Annotated in this window: 15 protein-coding genes and 5 pseudogenes; 17 read left to right on the forward strand and 3 right to left on the reverse strand. The window is 45.6% G+C overall.

Annotated elements, in window-relative coordinates:
* Positions 1–25 precede the first annotated feature (25 nt).
* The 3 genes from GW590_RS21160 to GW590_RS21170 all read left to right on the forward strand — a co-directional run bounded on the left by GW590_RS21160 (position 26) and on the right by GW590_RS21170 (position 2,218).
* Entirely contained in the window at positions 26–388 is a 363-nt protein-coding gene (locus tag GW590_RS21160) for a transcriptional regulator GutM (RefSeq protein ID WP_169405064.1), read from the forward strand.
* A gap of 96 nt (positions 389–484) precedes the next feature.
* Positions 485–1,252, forward strand: a complete 768-nt coding sequence (gene srlR / locus GW590_RS21165; protein WP_169405065.1) for a glucitol operon DNA-binding transcriptional repressor SrlR — start codon at positions 485–487, stop codon at positions 1,250–1,252.
* A 3-nt stretch (positions 1,253–1,255) separates the two neighbouring features.
* The gene (locus tag GW590_RS21170) at positions 1,256–2,218 is read left to right on the forward strand and encodes a KpsF/GutQ family sugar-phosphate isomerase (protein ID WP_169405066.1); all 963 of its coding nucleotides are present in this window, start codon (positions 1,256–1,258) and stop codon (positions 2,216–2,218) included.
* A gap of 47 nt (positions 2,219–2,265) precedes the next feature.
* On the opposite strand, the gene GW590_RS21175 is transcribed toward GW590_RS21170, so the two are convergent.
* The 3 genes from GW590_RS21175 to GW590_RS21185 all read right to left on the reverse strand — a co-directional run bounded on the left by GW590_RS21175 (position 2,266) and on the right by GW590_RS21185 (position 5,018).
* Positions 2,266–2,733 carry a helix-turn-helix transcriptional regulator gene (locus GW590_RS21175; RefSeq protein WP_169405067.1) on the reverse strand — a complete coding sequence of 156 codons (468 nt, stop codon included), beginning with the start codon at positions 2,731–2,733 and terminating at the stop codon, positions 2,266–2,268.
* A complete protein-coding gene (locus tag GW590_RS21180; protein WP_169405068.1) occupies positions 2,730–4,079 on the reverse strand; it encodes a type II toxin-antitoxin system HipA family toxin in 1,350 nt (449 codons plus the stop codon). Before GW590_RS21180 ends, GW590_RS21175 begins: the two co-directional genes overlap by 4 nt.
* 216 nt (positions 4,080–4,295) lie before the next feature.
* Positions 4,296–5,018, reverse strand: coding sequence for a helix-turn-helix transcriptional regulator (locus GW590_RS21185; RefSeq protein ID WP_169405069.1), 723 nt, complete (start codon positions 5,016–5,018; stop codon positions 4,296–4,298).
* 306 nt (positions 5,019–5,324) lie between these two features.
* Between GW590_RS21185 and GW590_RS24425 the strand changes: the two are divergent.
* The 14 genes and pseudogenes from GW590_RS24425 to GW590_RS21245 form a co-directional block, all read left to right on the forward strand.
* Positions 5,325–5,423 (forward strand): annotated as a pseudogene (locus GW590_RS24425) (DNA-binding protein); the annotation flags it as partial.
* Positions 5,424–6,006: 583 nt separating this feature from the next.
* Positions 6,007–6,309, forward strand: a complete 303-nt coding sequence (locus tag GW590_RS21190) for a type VI secretion system contractile sheath small subunit (protein WP_169405070.1) — start codon at positions 6,007–6,009, stop codon at positions 6,307–6,309.
* 231 nt (positions 6,310–6,540) lie between these two features.
* Positions 6,541–6,785: pseudogene (locus tag GW590_RS21195) on the forward strand (hypothetical protein); the annotation flags it as partial.
* Positions 6,782–9,133 carry a type VI secretion system Vgr family protein gene (locus GW590_RS21200; protein ID WP_169405071.1) on the forward strand — a complete coding sequence of 784 codons (2,352 nt, stop codon included), beginning with the start codon at positions 6,782–6,784 and terminating at the stop codon, positions 9,131–9,133. The pseudogene GW590_RS21195 and the gene GW590_RS21200, both read left to right, overlap by 4 nt.
* A 14-nt stretch (positions 9,134–9,147) precedes the next feature.
* Positions 9,148–11,337: a hydroxyethylthiazole kinase gene (locus tag GW590_RS21205; RefSeq protein ID WP_328803089.1), complete on the forward strand. Its 2,190-nt coding sequence runs from the start codon at positions 9,148–9,150 to the stop codon at positions 11,335–11,337.
* 10 nt (positions 11,338–11,347) lie between these two features.
* Entirely contained in the window at positions 11,348–11,938 is a 591-nt protein-coding gene (locus GW590_RS21210; protein ID WP_169405072.1) for a hypothetical protein, read from the forward strand.
* 71 nt (positions 11,939–12,009) lie between these two features.
* Entirely contained in the window at positions 12,010–12,417 is a 408-nt protein-coding gene (locus GW590_RS21215) for a hypothetical protein (RefSeq protein WP_169405073.1), read from the forward strand.
* A gap of 191 nt (positions 12,418–12,608) precedes the next feature.
* Positions 12,609–13,043 (forward strand): annotated as a pseudogene (locus tag GW590_RS21220) (hydroxyethylthiazole kinase); the annotation flags it as partial.
* The gene (locus GW590_RS21225) at positions 13,044–13,526 is read left to right on the forward strand and encodes a hypothetical protein (protein ID WP_235956008.1); all 483 of its coding nucleotides are present in this window, start codon (positions 13,044–13,046) and stop codon (positions 13,524–13,526) included.
* Between the two features lie 6 nt (positions 13,527–13,532).
* A pseudogene (locus tag GW590_RS24435) lies at positions 13,533–13,816 on the forward strand (DUF2345 domain-containing protein); the annotation flags it as partial.
* A 58-nt stretch (positions 13,817–13,874) separates the two neighbouring features.
* Positions 13,875–14,272: pseudogene (locus GW590_RS24670) on the forward strand (hypothetical protein); the annotation flags it as partial.
* Positions 14,273–14,403: 131 nt separating this feature from the next.
* Positions 14,404–14,823 carry a hypothetical protein gene (locus GW590_RS24230; protein ID WP_211186865.1) on the forward strand — a complete coding sequence of 140 codons (420 nt, stop codon included), beginning with the start codon at positions 14,404–14,406 and terminating at the stop codon, positions 14,821–14,823.
* Positions 14,824–14,825: 2 nt separating this feature from the next.
* Entirely contained in the window at positions 14,826–15,293 is a 468-nt protein-coding gene (locus GW590_RS21240; protein WP_169405074.1) for a hypothetical protein, read from the forward strand.
* Between the two features lie 196 nt (positions 15,294–15,489).
* Positions 15,490–16,230, forward strand: coding sequence for a hypothetical protein (locus tag GW590_RS21245; protein ID WP_235956009.1), 741 nt, complete (start codon positions 15,490–15,492; stop codon positions 16,228–16,230).
* Positions 16,231–16,350: the final 120 nt, after the last annotated feature.

Genomic DNA, 16,350 nt, shown 5'->3' on the forward strand with positions numbered 1-16,350 from the left:
CTGCCGGTTTTTTAAAGGTATGGCTATGGATCCTATCAACGCATTTCTTTTACTGGCAGGTATCGCCTGGAGCGGGCAGACCGCCCTGGGGTGGCTGCAAATCCGTCGCTTTAATCGCGCCCTGTCCGGGTTGGCCGATCATGGTGTCGTTCGCATAGGTCGTTCAAGTGGACGCTTTGTTCCTCGCGTGGTGATGGCTATTAGCGTCGACTCGCAAAATCGGGTGACCGGCAATTTTGTTATGAAAGGCCTGACGGTATTTTCCAGCCCGGTCAGCGAACCTAAACTGGCGGGGCTGCAACTGGCTAAAATCAGTCCTGATATCATATTTCCGCATAATAAAGCCCTAAGACAGGCATTGACATTAGCCATTACAAACAAAGGATGATACCTTTCATTTCGAAAGATTAATCCTTTTGCATCGCGCATTGAGTCGTTCGGGATGAGAAAGGTAAAGCACTCATTTTTTGAACAGGATATCGCGATGAAACCCAAACAGCGCCAGACCGAGATACTTGAATATCTACAGGGGCAGGGGCCGACAACGGTAGAAGAGTTAACGGCTTTTTTTAAAACCACAGGCACCACTATCCGTAAGGATCTGTCACGCCTGCAGCTTGAGGGCGCGGTGATCCGCACCTACGGCGGGGTGATGCTGAATCGCGATGAGGGAGATCAGCCTATCAACAGAAAAACGCTGATCAATATTGACAAGAAAAAGCGCATTGCTCACTGTGCGGCAGAACTGATCGGCGAGGGTGACTCATTGATCCTCGACGCCGGTAGTACGGTGCAGCAGATGGTACCCTATCTGGCTAATTTTAATAATATTACTGTAATGACCAATAGCCTGAGCATCGTCAACGAGTTGGTCGAGCTCAACAATGACCAGGTGATTTTGATGCCGGGGGGCACCTATCGCCGAACTTCAGCCTCCTTACACGGCAGCCTTGCCGAGTCGGCATTTAGCCAGTTCAGCTTTGATACTCTTTTTATTGGCGCTGACGGTGTGGATTTAAATGCCGGGGTAACCACTTTTAATGAGGTGTTTACCGTCAGTCAGGCAATGTGCCGCGCCGCGAAAAAAATTGTTCTGCTGGTCGACTCCTCAAAATTTGGCCGTCGCAGTCCTAATGTGGTTTGCAGCCTGGCCTCCGTGGATGTACTGATCACCGACAAGGGGATCGCTGACGAAACCGCGGCGCAATTACGTGATATGAATATCCAGGTTATTATTGCCGGTGAGGACTAAGCCATGCAGGAACTGTTGTTAACTGCTGCCCGTGAAACCATTGAAACCGAACTGCGCGAAGCCGCCAATCTGGCCGAACGGCTGAATAATGATTTTATTCAGGCCTGTTTGCTGATCCAGGCTTGCCGCGGCAAGGTTATTGTTAGTGGTATTGGGAAATCGGGTCATATTGGCAGAAAAATCGCCGCCACGCTGGCCAGTACCGGCACTCCGGCTTTTTATGTGCACCCTGCAGAAGCGCTGCATGGCGATCTCGGCATGATCACCGCCGGGGATGTCGTGATATTGATTTCCAGTTCTGGCCATGCCGCCGAATTTCGTCTTATCGTTCCGCTGTTGAAAGCGCTGCCGGTGGGCATTATCGCCTTTACCGGCAATCCGCATTCACCACTCGGCGAAGCGGCGGATTACTGTATAAATATTCATGCCAATAAAGAAGCCTGTCCGTTGGGACTGGCACCGACATCTTCGGCGGTTAATACGCTGATTATGGGCGATGCCATGGCGGTTGCCCTGATGCGTGCGCGTAATTTTAGCGAACATGATTTTGCTCGCTCTCATCCTGCCGGCAGTTTGGGTACACGTCTGCTATGCCGCGTTGGCGATATTATGCGTAACGCTGAAAAAATTCCCTGCGTCAGCGACCGAGCAACGGTGACCGACGCGCTATTTGAACTGACCCGCACCGGACTGGGGTTGGTTGCCATAACCAACGCAGATAATAAATTAAAAGGCGTATTTACCGACGGCGATTTGCGCCGCTGGCTAATGAAAGGCGGCGTGATCACTGCGGCGGTACAAGATGCCATGACGGTTCCGGGCTTTACCTTATCGGCGGGGCAGTTGGCGGCAGAAGCGCAGGCGCTGTTTCAGCAGTATAAGATTTCTGCCGCTCCGGTAGTGACGGAAGATGGTACCCTTAGCGGTGCAATCAATGCGCACGATATCCGCGAAGCCGGGATTTAAGCCAACAGGGTCCGGCAGGCATTATCTTCTTTGCCGGACCAGTAGAATTATGACGGGTTAAACAGTGTCGCCAACAGATGACGGGAGCTTGGCACTAGGCCGACCTGTAAGCCAAACGGCTTGAACAGTTTATTGATTATGTCGGAGGTATAATTGCCCTTATCATTTTCCACCTCCGACAATGTTTTTCTCGAGACAGAAACCAGTTTGGCAAAGGCGTCCTGTTTCATCCCCAGCACATCAATGCGCAAAGTTTTTAATGCCTGACCCTGAGTCAATTCACCGAGCAGCACTCTTTTGATAATGGCATTCAGCGCCGACTTTCTTTCTTGCGTACCAATCGCCCTGGAGTTGTTGGATACCCTTTGCCGCCGCAGGTTGTCTTTAGGCTCGTTGTTTAACACCGGCGTACTGGCCACATCATCATGCCCAGATGTTTCTTGCAGACTCTGTCTGGATTTAATTTTATTGATGGTATCTCGAACTGAATTGGATCCCTGTTCAGGCTGTTTCATAGCAAACCCCAACGTTGTAATTTCGTGGCAATAAAATCAAAACCAATGGCGGGCATTGTCAGAATCTGTGCCGGAATACCTCGGTCCGCCAGTCTTTGTTGTAGTCCGAGCAGCAACTGCGCGGTTTCTTTTAGTGCCGGCAACAACACATCGACAGGAACCAGATCGGCAAGAGATTCGGCAATGCCGATAAAATCGTATTCACCGCCCACTTCTAACGGCGGTGTCCATTTGATAGTGCGGGCAATACCTTCGGGGTCGGCTTTCATTGGCGCAAAATCATAGATTGGCGCGAGTCTGATACTGGCTTTATCTTTTAGAAACGACGTATTGCGGCCATGGTTATCACTGTTGCCGAAAATGATATTCAGCAGATCGCGGCGTACCCATTCAATAACAAATGCGGGCACGTCAAAATAAAAACCCTGCTCGATCACCATATTGCTTTGCGTGATTTTTTCCACCAGGGCTCTTATGGTTTCTTGATGATATAAGGTTACACCCGGTGATTTACGCAGGATGGAATAGACCGACTCCATGCCCAACCGTTTTACCTGACCATTTTCGGCAAAGCAGACATCAAAACGCGGCAGCCAGAGGGAAGGGTAGTTGAGCCCCTCTTCCAGCCGCATATTCTGGGTGGGGATGGTAGCAAAGCCCATCGCCTCCAGTTCATGGTAGTAATAGAACTCGGCCCTTAAAATATTGCAATCGACCTCGGTCCTGGCACCGCGCGGATATTTCACCAGATAGTGAATATCGCGATTGGTCGGATCATTTTGATAGGTGTCGATCCAGATATGCTGTTGCGGGTTGCATCGCAGCAGCAGTTTTGGCGCTTCACCGCCTGCGCCCGTCGCGCCCCCGGCGGCGGCTCCGCGCTGCTGGGCATAATCCAGAAAGTCACCGGCTCTGTCCTTGACATCATCGACGGTAAAAAATAGCGTCTCCGCCAAAGGATAGTATTCGGGCAATGATTCTTTAATGCGTAGATTGCCAATAGGTGACAGCGTGCCATGCTTCAGCAACACAAAGTTTTGCTGGTCGACGGTCAATCCTTCCAGATCGAGATAGTTTGACCAATAGCGTCTGCTGGCTCCGCTGGGAATAATATCATCGAGAAACTTTAACCAGCCGCGTGTGCCGTCGTCCTCAAAGAACAGCGAAACCGGATGGTTAAGAGAGGCGGCATAACTATCGTCACGGTTGAGATTCTCAATGGCATAGTCTGACTGATAGTGTATTTCAGTAACGCGATAAGCGTTCTGCTCACTGTCCGGGAACAGAATGCTTGCCATATCAACCCATTGATTATCAAGAAAAGCTTGCAGCGTTAACGAATCCATCAGCACCTCCGAATACTTATGCGTACTATAGTACTCGTTAATGACGTTATTTTCAAATAAAGTAACTTATTGTACTCATAGTTGGCTTGTGGCGGTTTTTATGTCACCTTGGTTACTCATTAGCTTGTGATCGGGAGATAAAATTGATTGTTATCCATGAGGAAAGAATCCCGATTCGACTTTTATATTGTCTATGTGAAAACAATAGTCATGATTTCAGAAAACTGTTCGGTGCTCCATTAAAAAGTGCCTAATGGCATGTTTGGCGTTGGAGACACCAAGTTTTCTTACAATATTACCCATGTGAAATTTTACGGTCGGCGATTTAATACCCAGAATAAATGCAATCTCTGAATAGGTTTTACCGATACTGCTCCAATAAAGTATTTCAGCCTCGCGGGAAGAGAGCTTTTTACAATTTATTGTACTTTTATTGTCTTTTTCCTCACGATAGAGATAAAGTAACATTTCATGAGCGTTTATCAATAATCCCTGCAATGCATCTTTATGTTTAGTGACATCCTCATAAATATCCGCCATTAAATACTTATTAATATAGAGTGATAATACTGCTAAATGATTATTTTGATCATGTAAAACAAAAGTTTGCCCGCTAATTATATTATAATAAGGCTTTACTGAAAGAAAAACCTCTTCGAACTTTGATTGATTATTAATCATCATGTTCTCATCCCAGGCAAGAGGCGAAACCCGATTAAGTGCGTTAAGAAGAATAGGATCTACACTTTGATATTTATTACCAAGGTAAATATCTGAAAAATAATCTGGCATATCACTTATAATAGTAATGTCATTTATATCCCATTTACTCATTACCATAAAAGCGTAGTTAATATCTCTATACTTAGCCAAGTTTTTTTCAAGATACTCTTGAATATGTTCATTTTTTCCAATATGCGAAAAAAATATTTCATTCATTAATTTAGATCTCATAATTTGACGCAACCAAACTAAAGTCACTAATATGTACATTACTGTGAGGTACTATAACTTAGTAAAAGTTGGCATGCTAATGAGAAGTTTTTAACGTGAAAAGATTTATGAAACAGGTGAGTTTATTATACCTTACGACGCTTCTGCGAAAAAACTTAGCGAGGTAACGATAGTCGTTTCATTAAGTTTGTCGCTGTCTTGTCATGATGATGTCAGCTGTGTGTCGTGTCTCCAGGAGGCTCTATATGCGAGAATGTCTTTATCGAATATAAACGGGGAGCATAAACACAAATGAGCACTGGTGAAAAGGTTAAAGAGTACCGGCTTAAAAATGCCTGGTCTCAGGAGCAACTGGCAGAACTGGCCTCTCTATCTGTGCGAACTAACCAGGTTTCAGCGAAAAAAACTTAGCCAGATAACATTCAAACACCAGTCCTGGACAGTCTAGCGAAAGGGTCCCTTGAGATAGCCAACTGATTTAATGAATACACAATATTGACCCCATGATTAACATGGATATGAAGAAAATGTATTCTGTACCTAATGAAAGAAACGAGAAGGAAGTCGGGAATTCTAAACTATTGATTTATCTATGCGTGAAAGTAATAGATGAAGTAACGGACTTTCGTAGGAAAATCGGTGTTTTCAAATCATTTCGAATTTTTGCAGGGCATGTCCATATCCGGACTTTAGAATTTTTTAACATTAATAATTTCTCTGCACTCTGTGAACAAAAATCCTTAGGTTAATAACTTTTTCATTTAAATTAATTTAACTGATTGGGTTTTTTGTATTTAATTCTAGACGAGACGTGGAGTTTAAGTTTTGCTTAAATAGAAATCATTTTGCTGAAATATACCTTTCAACTTTTCCTGCTTTACATTAATGCAAATCACTGATTAAAATAAAAGCCCCTATTTTCATAGGGTGACTTTCAATCCGATAAATGGATTTATTCAGGAGGTAAATGTATATGCCAGAATTATTTCAGAATAAGATGCTTCGCGCACGCGGAAATATAAAATTAGACCTGTTTACAAATGGTGCCCAAAAGAAAGTTGAGCTGCTGCTGAAACTCTTGAGCGTCGGCGACTTCAGCAATGGCAAGGCAGAAGGGCTATTGTCTAAGCGCGAAAAAGTCAGCATGAATAAAAACAATTTCAACAGCGTTCACCATATCGAGCAGATTGAACTGCGTTACGAAAAAATCACCTGGACCTACAAAGACGGCAACATCATTCATTCCGATAGCTGGAACGAACGTACCACCGCGTAAGTCGCAAGTGGGCAGAGCTTCTCTGTCCGTTTTTTCTTTTTTGCTGAACGTCTGTCAGTCGCGGGCTTTCAGCAAAGAATCACACAATCTGCCAGCCCGACCGCATGCGCTTTGGTCCCCAACAACGGGAAACAGCGAGGGGCGGTAGCGTGTCCAGGAACGGATAAAGAGAGAAAGTCATGGGAAATCCTGCCAGAACACTGGCTACTGAAACTGCTGGAGCAGGTGAGCCACCATTACGGACTGACCACTCACATCAATGAAAGTCTGTTCGATGCCCTGACTGCCGGCTGCCTGTTGCCGGACACCAGCACAGGCAACGTCGACAGCCTACTCAATCAGCAGATTTTGCCGTGCTGAGCCAGCAACTGACCCACATGGCCGCCAGACATAAAGCACCGTCGTTACGCCTTAGCTGGAATGAGGAACAGGGTATCGGGCTGGCGTTTGACCGTACACAAGGAGTGCACAAATGAGCAGTAACCCCCCGATTAGATTCAGCCACAACCACCACCTGTTGGCGGTGAAGGGCTGTAAAGCGGAACTGGATGTGCTGGCCTTTGAGGGCCAGGAAGCCCTGAGCCTGCCGTTCAGCTACCGTATTGAATTCACCAGCGGTGACCATACCATCAGCAAAGAGATGATGCTGATGAAGGCCGCCTCCCTGACGCTGCAGGCGCCGGTTGACCAGGGTTACGGCATCAAGCTGCAGCAGCCGGTGCGGGTCGTACAGGGCGTGGTCAGCGGCTTTGAACGCCTCAGCACCTCAAAGGATGAAACCCGTTACGCTCTGACGCTCAGGCCACGCCTGGCGCTGCTTGACCGCTCACACCAGAACGCCATCTATCAGGACATGTCGGTGCCACAGATTGTGGAAAAAATCTTGCGCGAGCGCCACACCATGCGCGGTCAGGATTTTCTGTTCTCGCTGACGAAAGAGTATCCGCGCCGCGAGCAGGTGATGCAGTACGGTGAGGATGACCTGCACTTTATCACCCGCCTGTTGGGTGAGGTCGGCATCTGGTTCCGCTTTACCACCGACACACGCCTGAACATCGACGTCGTGGAGTTTTACGACGGTCAGCAGGGGTATGAGAAAGGCCTGACCCTGCCGTCAGTCCCGCCGTCAGGACAGCACTCGGAAGGCGTGGACTCGGTGTGGGGGATGGAGAGTCATCACCATGTGGTGCAAAAGCAGGTCAGCACCCGCGACTACAACTACCGCCAGGCCACGGAAGATATGAACACCCGGGTGGATGCGACCCGCGGGGATGCCACTACCTACGGCGATGCCTATCACTACGCGGATAACTACCAGACGGCGGGCAGCACGTATGACCGTAATCCGGCCCCAGAATCGGGGGCGTTCTATGCCCGCATCCGTCATGAACGTTACCTGAATGGCCAGACGCAGACTCAAGCCTTCACCAGTTGTCCGACGCTCTCTCCGGGTATGCTGCTGAAAGTCACCGGCGGTAAGGAAGTGGCAGAGGTCTTCGCCAAAGGTGTGGTGATCACCGCCATGACCACCCATGCCCGCCGCGACCGCGATTTTGAAGTGCATGTTGACGGTCTCCCGGACAGCACGGATTTTAGTTTCCGCCCTGAACCCGGCTCACGCCCGGTGATGGCCGGTACCTTACCGGCCCGCGTCACCAGCACCGCCGAAAATGACACCTATGGCCATATCGATAAAGAGGGCCGCTATCGTGTCAACATGCTGTTTGACCGTGATAACTGGGAGACCGGGTTCGAGAGCCTGTGGGTACGGCAGTCCCGCCCGTATGCCGGCGACACTTACGGCTTGCACCTGCCGCTGCTGGCGGGCACCGAAGTGGCGATTGGTTTCGAGGACGGTAACCCGGACAGACCGTACATTTCTGGCGTACTTCACGACTCGGCGCACGGTGACCATGTCACTATCCGAAACTTCAAACGTAACGTCCTGCGTACCCCGGCGAACAACAAAATCCGCCTCGATGACAGCCGTGACCAGGAGCATATCAAGGTCTCCACGGAGTACGGCGGCAAGAGTCAGCTGAATCTCGGACATTTAGTGAATGCGGAGAAGCAGAAGCGCGGTGAGGGTTTTGAGCTCAGAACCGATAGCTGGGGGGCCATCCGGGCACAGAAAGGGATGTTTATCAGTGCGGACGGTCAGGCGAAAGCGCAGGGTCAGGTGCTGGAGATGCAGCCAGCGGTCAGCAATCTGGGTGATGCCCGGGAGCAGATGACGTCCATCTCCGATGATGCGCAGAAGGCGACCGCGAATCCGGCCGATCTCCAGGCACAGATAGCGTTGCTGGAACAACAGCTGATAGACCTCAAAAAATCGGTGCTGCTGCTGAGCGCGCCGGAGGGTATTGCTTTGACCAGTGGACGGCACCTGCAGGTGTCGGCCAGTCAGAACCTGATTGCCTCGGCGGGTAAAAATGCTGACGTCAGCGTGGTGAAAAATCTGTTTATCGGGGTCGGTAATGCGATGAGCGTGTTTGTTCGTAAGCTGGGGATCAAGCTCATCGCGAATCAGGGGCCGGTAAAAATACAGGCACAGAATGACCTGATGGATCTGATCGCACGTGGCGACCTCAGTCTCACTAGTACTGAAGATGAAATTCGTATCACCGCGAAGAAAAAAGTCACGATAAATGGTGGCGGAAGCTATATCACCCTTGATGCGAATGGCATTGAATCTGCCACTCAGGGGGAGTACCGGACTAAAGCCGGGCACTATGGGCGAAAAGATAAGGCCAGTGAGCCAAAAGACTTCCCGAATGTGGCACCTGAAACGACCGAACCCTCCAGTACCTTCAGTTTTTCCTGACAAGGAGTCACAACATGATTATCAGTCCTCCGTTTCTGAGAGATAAAAATGCCACTCAGTCTGACTCCGACTGGATTGACGCGATGATGCCTGTCAATTCTCGCCGGGGATATCCTCTCAATGCCTCAGAGTCCTGGCATGGCGGTATCCATATATCGCATACGGATGCAGGCACAACGCCGGAGAAGGTGAGGGCAATCGCTGACGGGACGGTGGTATCGTTTCGCAAGCCCTCCCCGCCAGAGAAGAGAGACCAGTTTCCACTGAGATATGCCCCTATAAGGGGAACGGATGATGGCTATATTTTATTGAAGCATGAGACAGAAATTGGTTCAGGAGAGAACGGTAAAGTTGTTTTTTACTCTCTGTATATGCATTTGAAGTTTCTGGAAGCAGAGATAAAAGCTGACGCCAAAATCTACCGTAAAGACCCGCTGGGCTCTTGCGGAATGACTGACGGCCAGAATGAATTTCATTTCCAGATTTTCTGTGATGAGGTCAACATCAGTAAACTGACGGGCCGAAAAACGGAGAATCTGGATATTTCGAAAGATGGCCGCACCGATGCGGTTTACGGTGATATCCATTTCTACCTGCCAGCAGGCACAACGTTTTATGCGACGCGCCCGGCAGAGAATACGCCTGCCGTAGTCGGTCTGACCGAAGTGCACACAAGTACGGTGCCTTTGTATGCCAGCATGACCCTCGGCCAGGGTGCCTGCACAATGATGACGCGCCAGACGTGTGCGGGCACTGAAGATGCTTTTGAAACCGTCGGCACTCCGCTGGTTAACGCGGATGGTGAAGATTACGAATACAATCTTTATAAAACGGCCATGCGGAATTATAAGGAGAGCCCCAGCGCCGGGTTTGAGTTGCTGCGGTTTGGTCGGGTCATCAATACTGACCATGAAACACTGGTGCCGGCAGACGCGCCGTTATGGATGACGGTCAGTTATCCGGGTGGAACTGGGGTGGTAAATCTTGCCGATCCCGGCATTAAAAAGTTTAGCGATGCGGATTTTCCCCACTGGACGGGATGGCGGCTGGTTGATGATGACAAAGATACCCACAGCCAGTGTAATTCGGCGATCATCAGAAAGTTGCAGGAAGAGGGCAGGTACGACGCTCAAAGCCGCAGACTTATCTGCTGTTTACCGTTCGAGTGGGAAAAAAGCACAATAGAAGCCAGGTATAAATGGTTGATGACCGGTCTGCCCTGGGAGCAGTGCACCTCCGAAAACACGGCGACGTGGCAGATACCGGGCACGCAGGAAACGAAGGATCGGGTCCTGATGAGCGAAGAAGATTTCGGGAAGTTTAAACAGCACGCAGAGGCGCTGTGCTTTGATTCTGGAGTTCTCGATGGCGGAAGACTATGGCATTTACACCCTGTTGAATTCATTAATTTTTTCCGAAAATGTAATTGGTTAAGTGAACAAGACTTTATTAGAACGATCAGAAAAACCGTAAAGAATGAATCTACTTTAAGAGAAGAAGGACGATTGACGGAAAAAACAGTAATCGAACACCTGAATCAAGAGAAAGAAAAATCAACAGGAGTAATAATTCGGCCATCAGAAATGAGAAAGAGCCTGGCATTGGCAATAAGAAGTTTTGGTGTAAATAGCACAATAAGATTAGCTCACTTTCTATCACAGATATATTGCGAAACGGGCCGGATTAGCGAATGTGAAGAAAAAGGGAAAAACTCATACTTTGATAAGTATGAGCCTGAATTTGATACAAAGCATTATAATAAAAACGAACTTGCGAGAAAGCTTGGGAACGATCAAGTTGGAGATGGCATTAAATTTAAAGGTCGTGGAATTATACAACTAACAGGTAGGACTAATTATAGAGTGTATAGTAAATATAAAGGCGACGGCGAGAGATTCATAAGTTCAGCAGGTGCAGAAATTTTAATATCGTCATCCTATTATTGTTGTGATGCTGATGGGTTCTATTGGATTCAGAAGCAAAGAATGAAGATACAAAATAAGAAATTAGTTAACTGGGGGCCATTGAGCATACATTACTGGACCGACCAAGGGACTACTTATGCAGAAGTTAAGGCGGTAACTAAGTGTGTCAATGGCGGGAGTAATGGGTTAGATGGTATCCGATGGCCTTGTTTTCAACACGCATTTTACGCTTTAAATGATAGTGTTTATCCAAATGACAATGTTAAATTTTTAGGTTGAAAGTACATATATGAAAATTAAAACCTTGGCTACAATTCTTGCAATTGGAGTTGTTTCCAGTACTTATGCAAAAAATATTGATTATTGTAAGACGATAGAGTTTGACACCGGAGGCTTTAATTACTCTGCTATTATGCAAGCGTCTTCCGATTCAGAATGTCGTGATAAACCCGTTCCCATTCAGTCCAAAGGAATAAAGGATACATTCATCCTTACATCAGAGGCAAACCCAACTGGTGGAGCAAGCTATCTGACATGGGATGAATCTACTAAAACGTATGGATATGACAAGGATGAATTAAAGAGCACAATTCATGATATTGTGAAGCAGAGTGGGAATGATAAGTATATTGAAACATTAAATCCGATTGTGAAAATAAAGTTCACTCCAAAAGATAATGGGGGTGTGGTTGTTTCAGATGTTATCTTCGAGGATAAAAATAACAAGCCAATCAGTATCGTCAGGGACATATATTTTTACTCGCAAGATAATTATGCTGCAGTGTATAGTTCTACTCCAATAAAATACACGCAGAAGAATAAAATTTCTTTTATAGATGAAGTTGAATCACTTTTTGAATCAATGGATATAAATTGGTAAAGCTTTTGGTTTGTTAATGATAAAAATACCTAAAGGCTACAGATCAATAATATAGGATATACAAAAATGAGATGCTCAACTCTCAAAGTTATTGTCGTTATTTTTTTGCATTTTCAGTTAATGCATACTCGGCGGGTGAGCAAGTTAATAAAGAGTCGATTTCATTATGTGCAAAGATAGACACTGGTGCTATTACTGATGTTCTTGATGAAAGTAAGGTGAAATACTCGAAAGATGACTCGTTTCTTTTGTTTACTAGTGGTGCGGATGGTACTAATTATACTGATGGTACTAATTATACTGATGGTGATGATAGATTAACAATTGATGGTAATGTTTACATTGCAAATGACTCTGTGCTGCAGTTGAAAACACTCACAGTTGCAAGCATGAAGGATGGTAAACCCAACGATGAGGTCATCTATTTTAGTAAGGGGAATAAGACAACTGGAGGGCTTTTTTACAATAATGATCCATGACGGCAATGAAAATATAGTTTATATTGGAGTTGCAGGGGACGTATATCACCTCGTGATATCATCCGCAAAAGATAAAGAATGCTTGAGTCACTTCCCTAAGAAAATATTAGATGGTTTGTCTTCTGATTAATTGTTTTGGGAAGGCCTTTTGGGGAAGTTAGATTTTATCTTTGGCTCAACGCTGTATCTTGTCTAGAAACAGACCTGTATTGACTTCACCTCAAAGAAGGGCTATTGATGCAAATTTATCTCATGCTGGAGATGGGATGAAATTTCGCGGAAGAGGATTTAAACAGCTAACGGGTTTGTCAAATTACACGGGGTATTGGACTTATAGAGGATGGTTGCATCGTACGGATTACGATAATAATTGGTGGCAAAATCCTACACGGATGAGAGTACCTGTAATCGATAACCCACAAAATATATCCACAATACCTTATAATTGCATTGATTCTGGAGGGCAATTTGTAGCGAAGAATGGCGTACTAAGAAGGGCTGACGCAGGGGTTTCTCGTGATAGCTCAAGATCTGTGAGCATGGTAATAAACAGGTGGGATGAGCAATCTTTTGGCCGTCGATATCAATTAACACAAAGTGCATATTCTATTGTGGGAGATATTTAAATGAAGGCTATGGCAATATTCCTTTTTGTTTTTTTTCCCTGTTCCGGCTATAGCCGTGAAAGTTATAAGTCAATCATCTTTAAAGATTCAACTATTACTATTCCTGCCAAATGGAATTTCAAAGAAAAAGAAAATTGTTTGTTTGTTAGGGACGAGTTAGCTCAATCAGGTCGTTACCTTAAGATTTGCAGAGAGACTTCAAGTGGTGAAAGTGACTATTTTACTATGAATGATGACGGGGTATGGGAGGCTATTACTGATGGTGCTCCTATCCTGGCAGATATTAATGTTACAACAGAATTTACTGGCGTGAGCGCGATAGTCTCATGTAAATATAAAGATGAGGCCGGTTATCATACTGATAAATGCTTTCAAGCAGAAATTGATCTACCAAATCATATAAATTTCATCTTTAGTGGTAGAGGTGACCCATCCTTATTTAAGGATTACAAGGAATCATATCTCTCATTCAAGATTAAATAAAGATAAAATATGTTTATCGGGATCGGAAATGGTAGGGATGATCAAATAGCGAATCATGGGTCGGTGAGGATTCAGGCACATAATGATTTGATGGAACTCATCGCTCGTGGAGAGATCAGCGTCGTCAGTACTGAAGTACCGTATCGAAATTATTGCCAAAAAACAGGTCGCTATTAACGAGGGAAAGCTATATCACCCTTGATGCGAATGGCATTGAATCTGCCACTCAGCGGGAATACCGGACCAAAGCCGGGCACTATGGGCGAAAAAAAAGCAAAAAAGGTGATTGATGATGAAATTTAAAACCAATTATGAATTGGGTGGCAAACTTATTTCCACAAAGTAATTACGGCAACATGGCAGATGCCAGGTACGCAGGAAACGAAGGAGCGGGTCCTGATGAGTAAGAAGACTTCGGGAAGTTCAAACAGCACGCAGAGGCGCTGTGTTTTGATTCGGAAGCGCTCAGTAGCGGAAGATTGTGGCATTTCAACCCTGTAGATTTTATTACTCACATGAGACTTTGCAGTTGGCTCAGTCTGAACGATATTATTAAATTGGTAAGAAAGTATCAAAAATCACCAGTGGCTGTTTATGATCGTCGACATCCATTAACCATTGATAAACTTACAAAGTGTTTAACCGAAGAAGGCACGAATAGTGCAGGGGATGTTAAACGTCCAACGGCGATAAATGAGGCTCTCCCCAAAATACTAAATAAATATGGAATTAATACACCAATCAGGATTTCACACTTCTTCGGTCAGATGCTGCTGAAACCGGGCGGTTCGATAGTTTAGTCGAGCTAGGCTCTGCGAACTATTTTTCTGTACACTACGACCCGGGCACGGATCAGGGCCATAAGCTAGGGAATACATTGACTGGTGATGGTGCTAGATTTAAAGGTCGAGGATCTATTCACCTAACTGGAAGGGCTAATTATGGCCATTACAGTGAATATCGGCAAGGTTCAGGTTCTAATTATTTCACTACAGAACCCCATAATGATCTGATTGTAGAGGATGCATTTTTTGCATTTGATGCCGGAGGTTATTACTGGTCCAGCAAACAAAAATATATAGGCCGCAATGGACGACTTGTAGCCTCAGGGAAATTAAGTATAAACTTTTGGGCTGATCAAGGTGCGACTCATAACAATGCAGAAGAGGTTACACGGAGAATAAATCCAGGGAGAATGGCGTTTGAGGACGTCAGGTGGCCTGCGTTTAAGCACGCTTGGTATGTGCTTAACGATTCTACAGAACAAGATGCCGATTATTTTGCTATTAAGGAATAAATATGAAATATTTAAAATTGCTAATTGTGTTATTTGTGTCGATGACCTTTTCTGCATTTGCAATGAGTTCAAATTCAAAATTGACTCCTCAGCAGACAGTCATTAATTTTATAAGTGACTATGAGCAGTGGAATGAAGAAGCTACGCAAAATCTAAGTGAAGACGCTAGTTTTCAGGCAAAAGATGAGTACAGCAAATTACTTAAAAAACATTGTACTCAATCTACAAGCAGGATTGGTTATGATGTCTATGGGCAATACTCGTTGCATGTTTCTGATAGGGAAAAAATACTCAGCACTAAAAAAAAGGATCAAGAGATTATAATTAAAACAGGAGTGCCGTCTAGATTTGGAGAGACAGACGCTGATATGGATTATTTTGAATACCACCTAATTTTGGATAAAAATAAATATTTAATTGAAGAAGTATATCAGTTGTCAAAATCTGGTAAGAAAGCCAAAACATTATAACTCCATGAGTTTGATTCTTAGATGCTCTCTTGCAAAATGTTTGCTGGGGCATCTGATTTGAAGCTTGTTAAGTATAGTGTTTGAAATTTTATTGTAGCTATTTGGCTGAGAAAATATGTTTTACTCCCTAAAGCATCCTCCTGAATGTTATCCACGACCGGTCACACCAAAAAAAACACGTTGGATTGCTGTCCTGATGGCAATGTTGGTCATCAGCGTGATCCTTATGCGTATATTCGGACGCTACATTGATAACAGGCACTTCTGGATGTTTGCTATTGGTACGCCTGTCGTTGTTTGGATTGTCAGTTTCGGTTTTCGCATGTGGGTCTGGTCATTACAGGACAGTAAAGCCAATGGTTTTGACAGATGCCGGGAGCAATGGATCTTGCGTGAGACCCGGAAAGCACGTCGTGCGCTTCAGGTATTGAATACAACATTTATTACCGCTCATCAGGAAGATAAACAAGCTTCGGTTGCCGTTGAAATGCTCAATAATCACAGCATTATCATTTCTCAGTCGGACTGGAAAGACGAGAAAAGCAATAGGCTGAGCCGTATTCCGACAGAGTCAGAAGATACTCCTGAATTGGTCGCCTCACGTCTGCTTTCAGAGCTCATTGTTGATCTTCCAGTCGATCAGTTCCCGGAAAATGCTTCACTGGCTGTCATCCTTGATGTCTCTTCATCTCTGTCACTCCCTGCTGTTCGGGAGATTTGGCAGGAAGCCTGGCAGGAGATTGGCATAACCTGCGCTGTTGAGTATGTTGACAGCAATGGACCAGGGGTAGTCAGTCACTGGCTGGATCACCGCATTAAAGATGAGGCGATGTTATTGATTGTTGGCCTCCAGGTTGATCCGGTTGTATCGAATAATACAGCGGAAGCAGCAGTTGCACTGCTTCTTGGCAACCGCCTGACACAGGAGGCACTTTGAACCGCACCGGTTTTTTTGGAGAGAGTTAAGTTCGGAAGTTCAGGCTGCCAGAACATTATTTGCACTGGAAGCATAATATGCTTTTTCGGCTTCAACTGGTGGTATGTGACCGATACGCTC

Origin of the sequence: Rouxiella aceris, assembly GCF_012933545.1 — a bacterium.
GTDB lineage: Bacteria > Pseudomonadota > Gammaproteobacteria > Enterobacterales > Enterobacteriaceae > Rouxiella > Rouxiella aceris.

Bases quoted from the DNA above. Each gene is read 5' to 3' on its own strand.
- GW590_RS21160 (WP_169405064.1), top strand. From the start codon at position 26: ATGGATCCTATCAACGCATTTCTTTTACTGGCAGGTATCGCCTGGAGC.
- srlR (WP_169405065.1), top strand. From the start codon at position 485: ATGAAACCCAAACAGCGCCAGACCGAGATACTTGAATATCTACAGGGG.
- GW590_RS21170 (WP_169405066.1), top strand. From the start codon at position 1,256: ATGCAGGAACTGTTGTTAACTGCTGCCCGTGAAACCATTGAAACCGAA.
- GW590_RS21175 (WP_169405067.1), bottom strand. From the start codon at position 2,733: ATGAAACAGCCTGAACAGGGATCCAATTCAGTTCGAGATACCATCAAT.
- GW590_RS21180 (WP_169405068.1), bottom strand. From the start codon at position 4,079: ATGGATTCGTTAACGCTGCAAGCTTTTCTTGATAATCAATGGGTTGAT.
- GW590_RS21185 (WP_169405069.1), bottom strand. From the start codon at position 5,018: ATGAATGAAATATTTTTTTCGCATATTGGAAAAAATGAACATATTCAA.
- GW590_RS21190 (WP_169405070.1), top strand. From the start codon at position 6,007: ATGCCAGAATTATTTCAGAATAAGATGCTTCGCGCACGCGGAAATATA.
- GW590_RS21200 (WP_169405071.1), top strand. From the start codon at position 6,782: ATGAGCAGTAACCCCCCGATTAGATTCAGCCACAACCACCACCTGTTG.
- GW590_RS21205 (WP_328803089.1), top strand. From the start codon at position 9,148: ATGATTATCAGTCCTCCGTTTCTGAGAGATAAAAATGCCACTCAGTCT.
- GW590_RS21210 (WP_169405072.1), top strand. From the start codon at position 11,348: ATGAAAATTAAAACCTTGGCTACAATTCTTGCAATTGGAGTTGTTTCC.
- GW590_RS21215 (WP_169405073.1), top strand. From the start codon at position 12,010: ATGCTCAACTCTCAAAGTTATTGTCGTTATTTTTTTGCATTTTCAGTT.
- GW590_RS21225 (WP_235956008.1), top strand. From the start codon at position 13,044: ATGAAGGCTATGGCAATATTCCTTTTTGTTTTTTTTCCCTGTTCCGGC.
- GW590_RS21240 (WP_169405074.1), top strand. From the start codon at position 14,826: ATGAAATATTTAAAATTGCTAATTGTGTTATTTGTGTCGATGACCTTT.
- GW590_RS21245 (WP_235956009.1), top strand. From the start codon at position 15,490: ATGGCAATGTTGGTCATCAGCGTGATCCTTATGCGTATATTCGGACGC.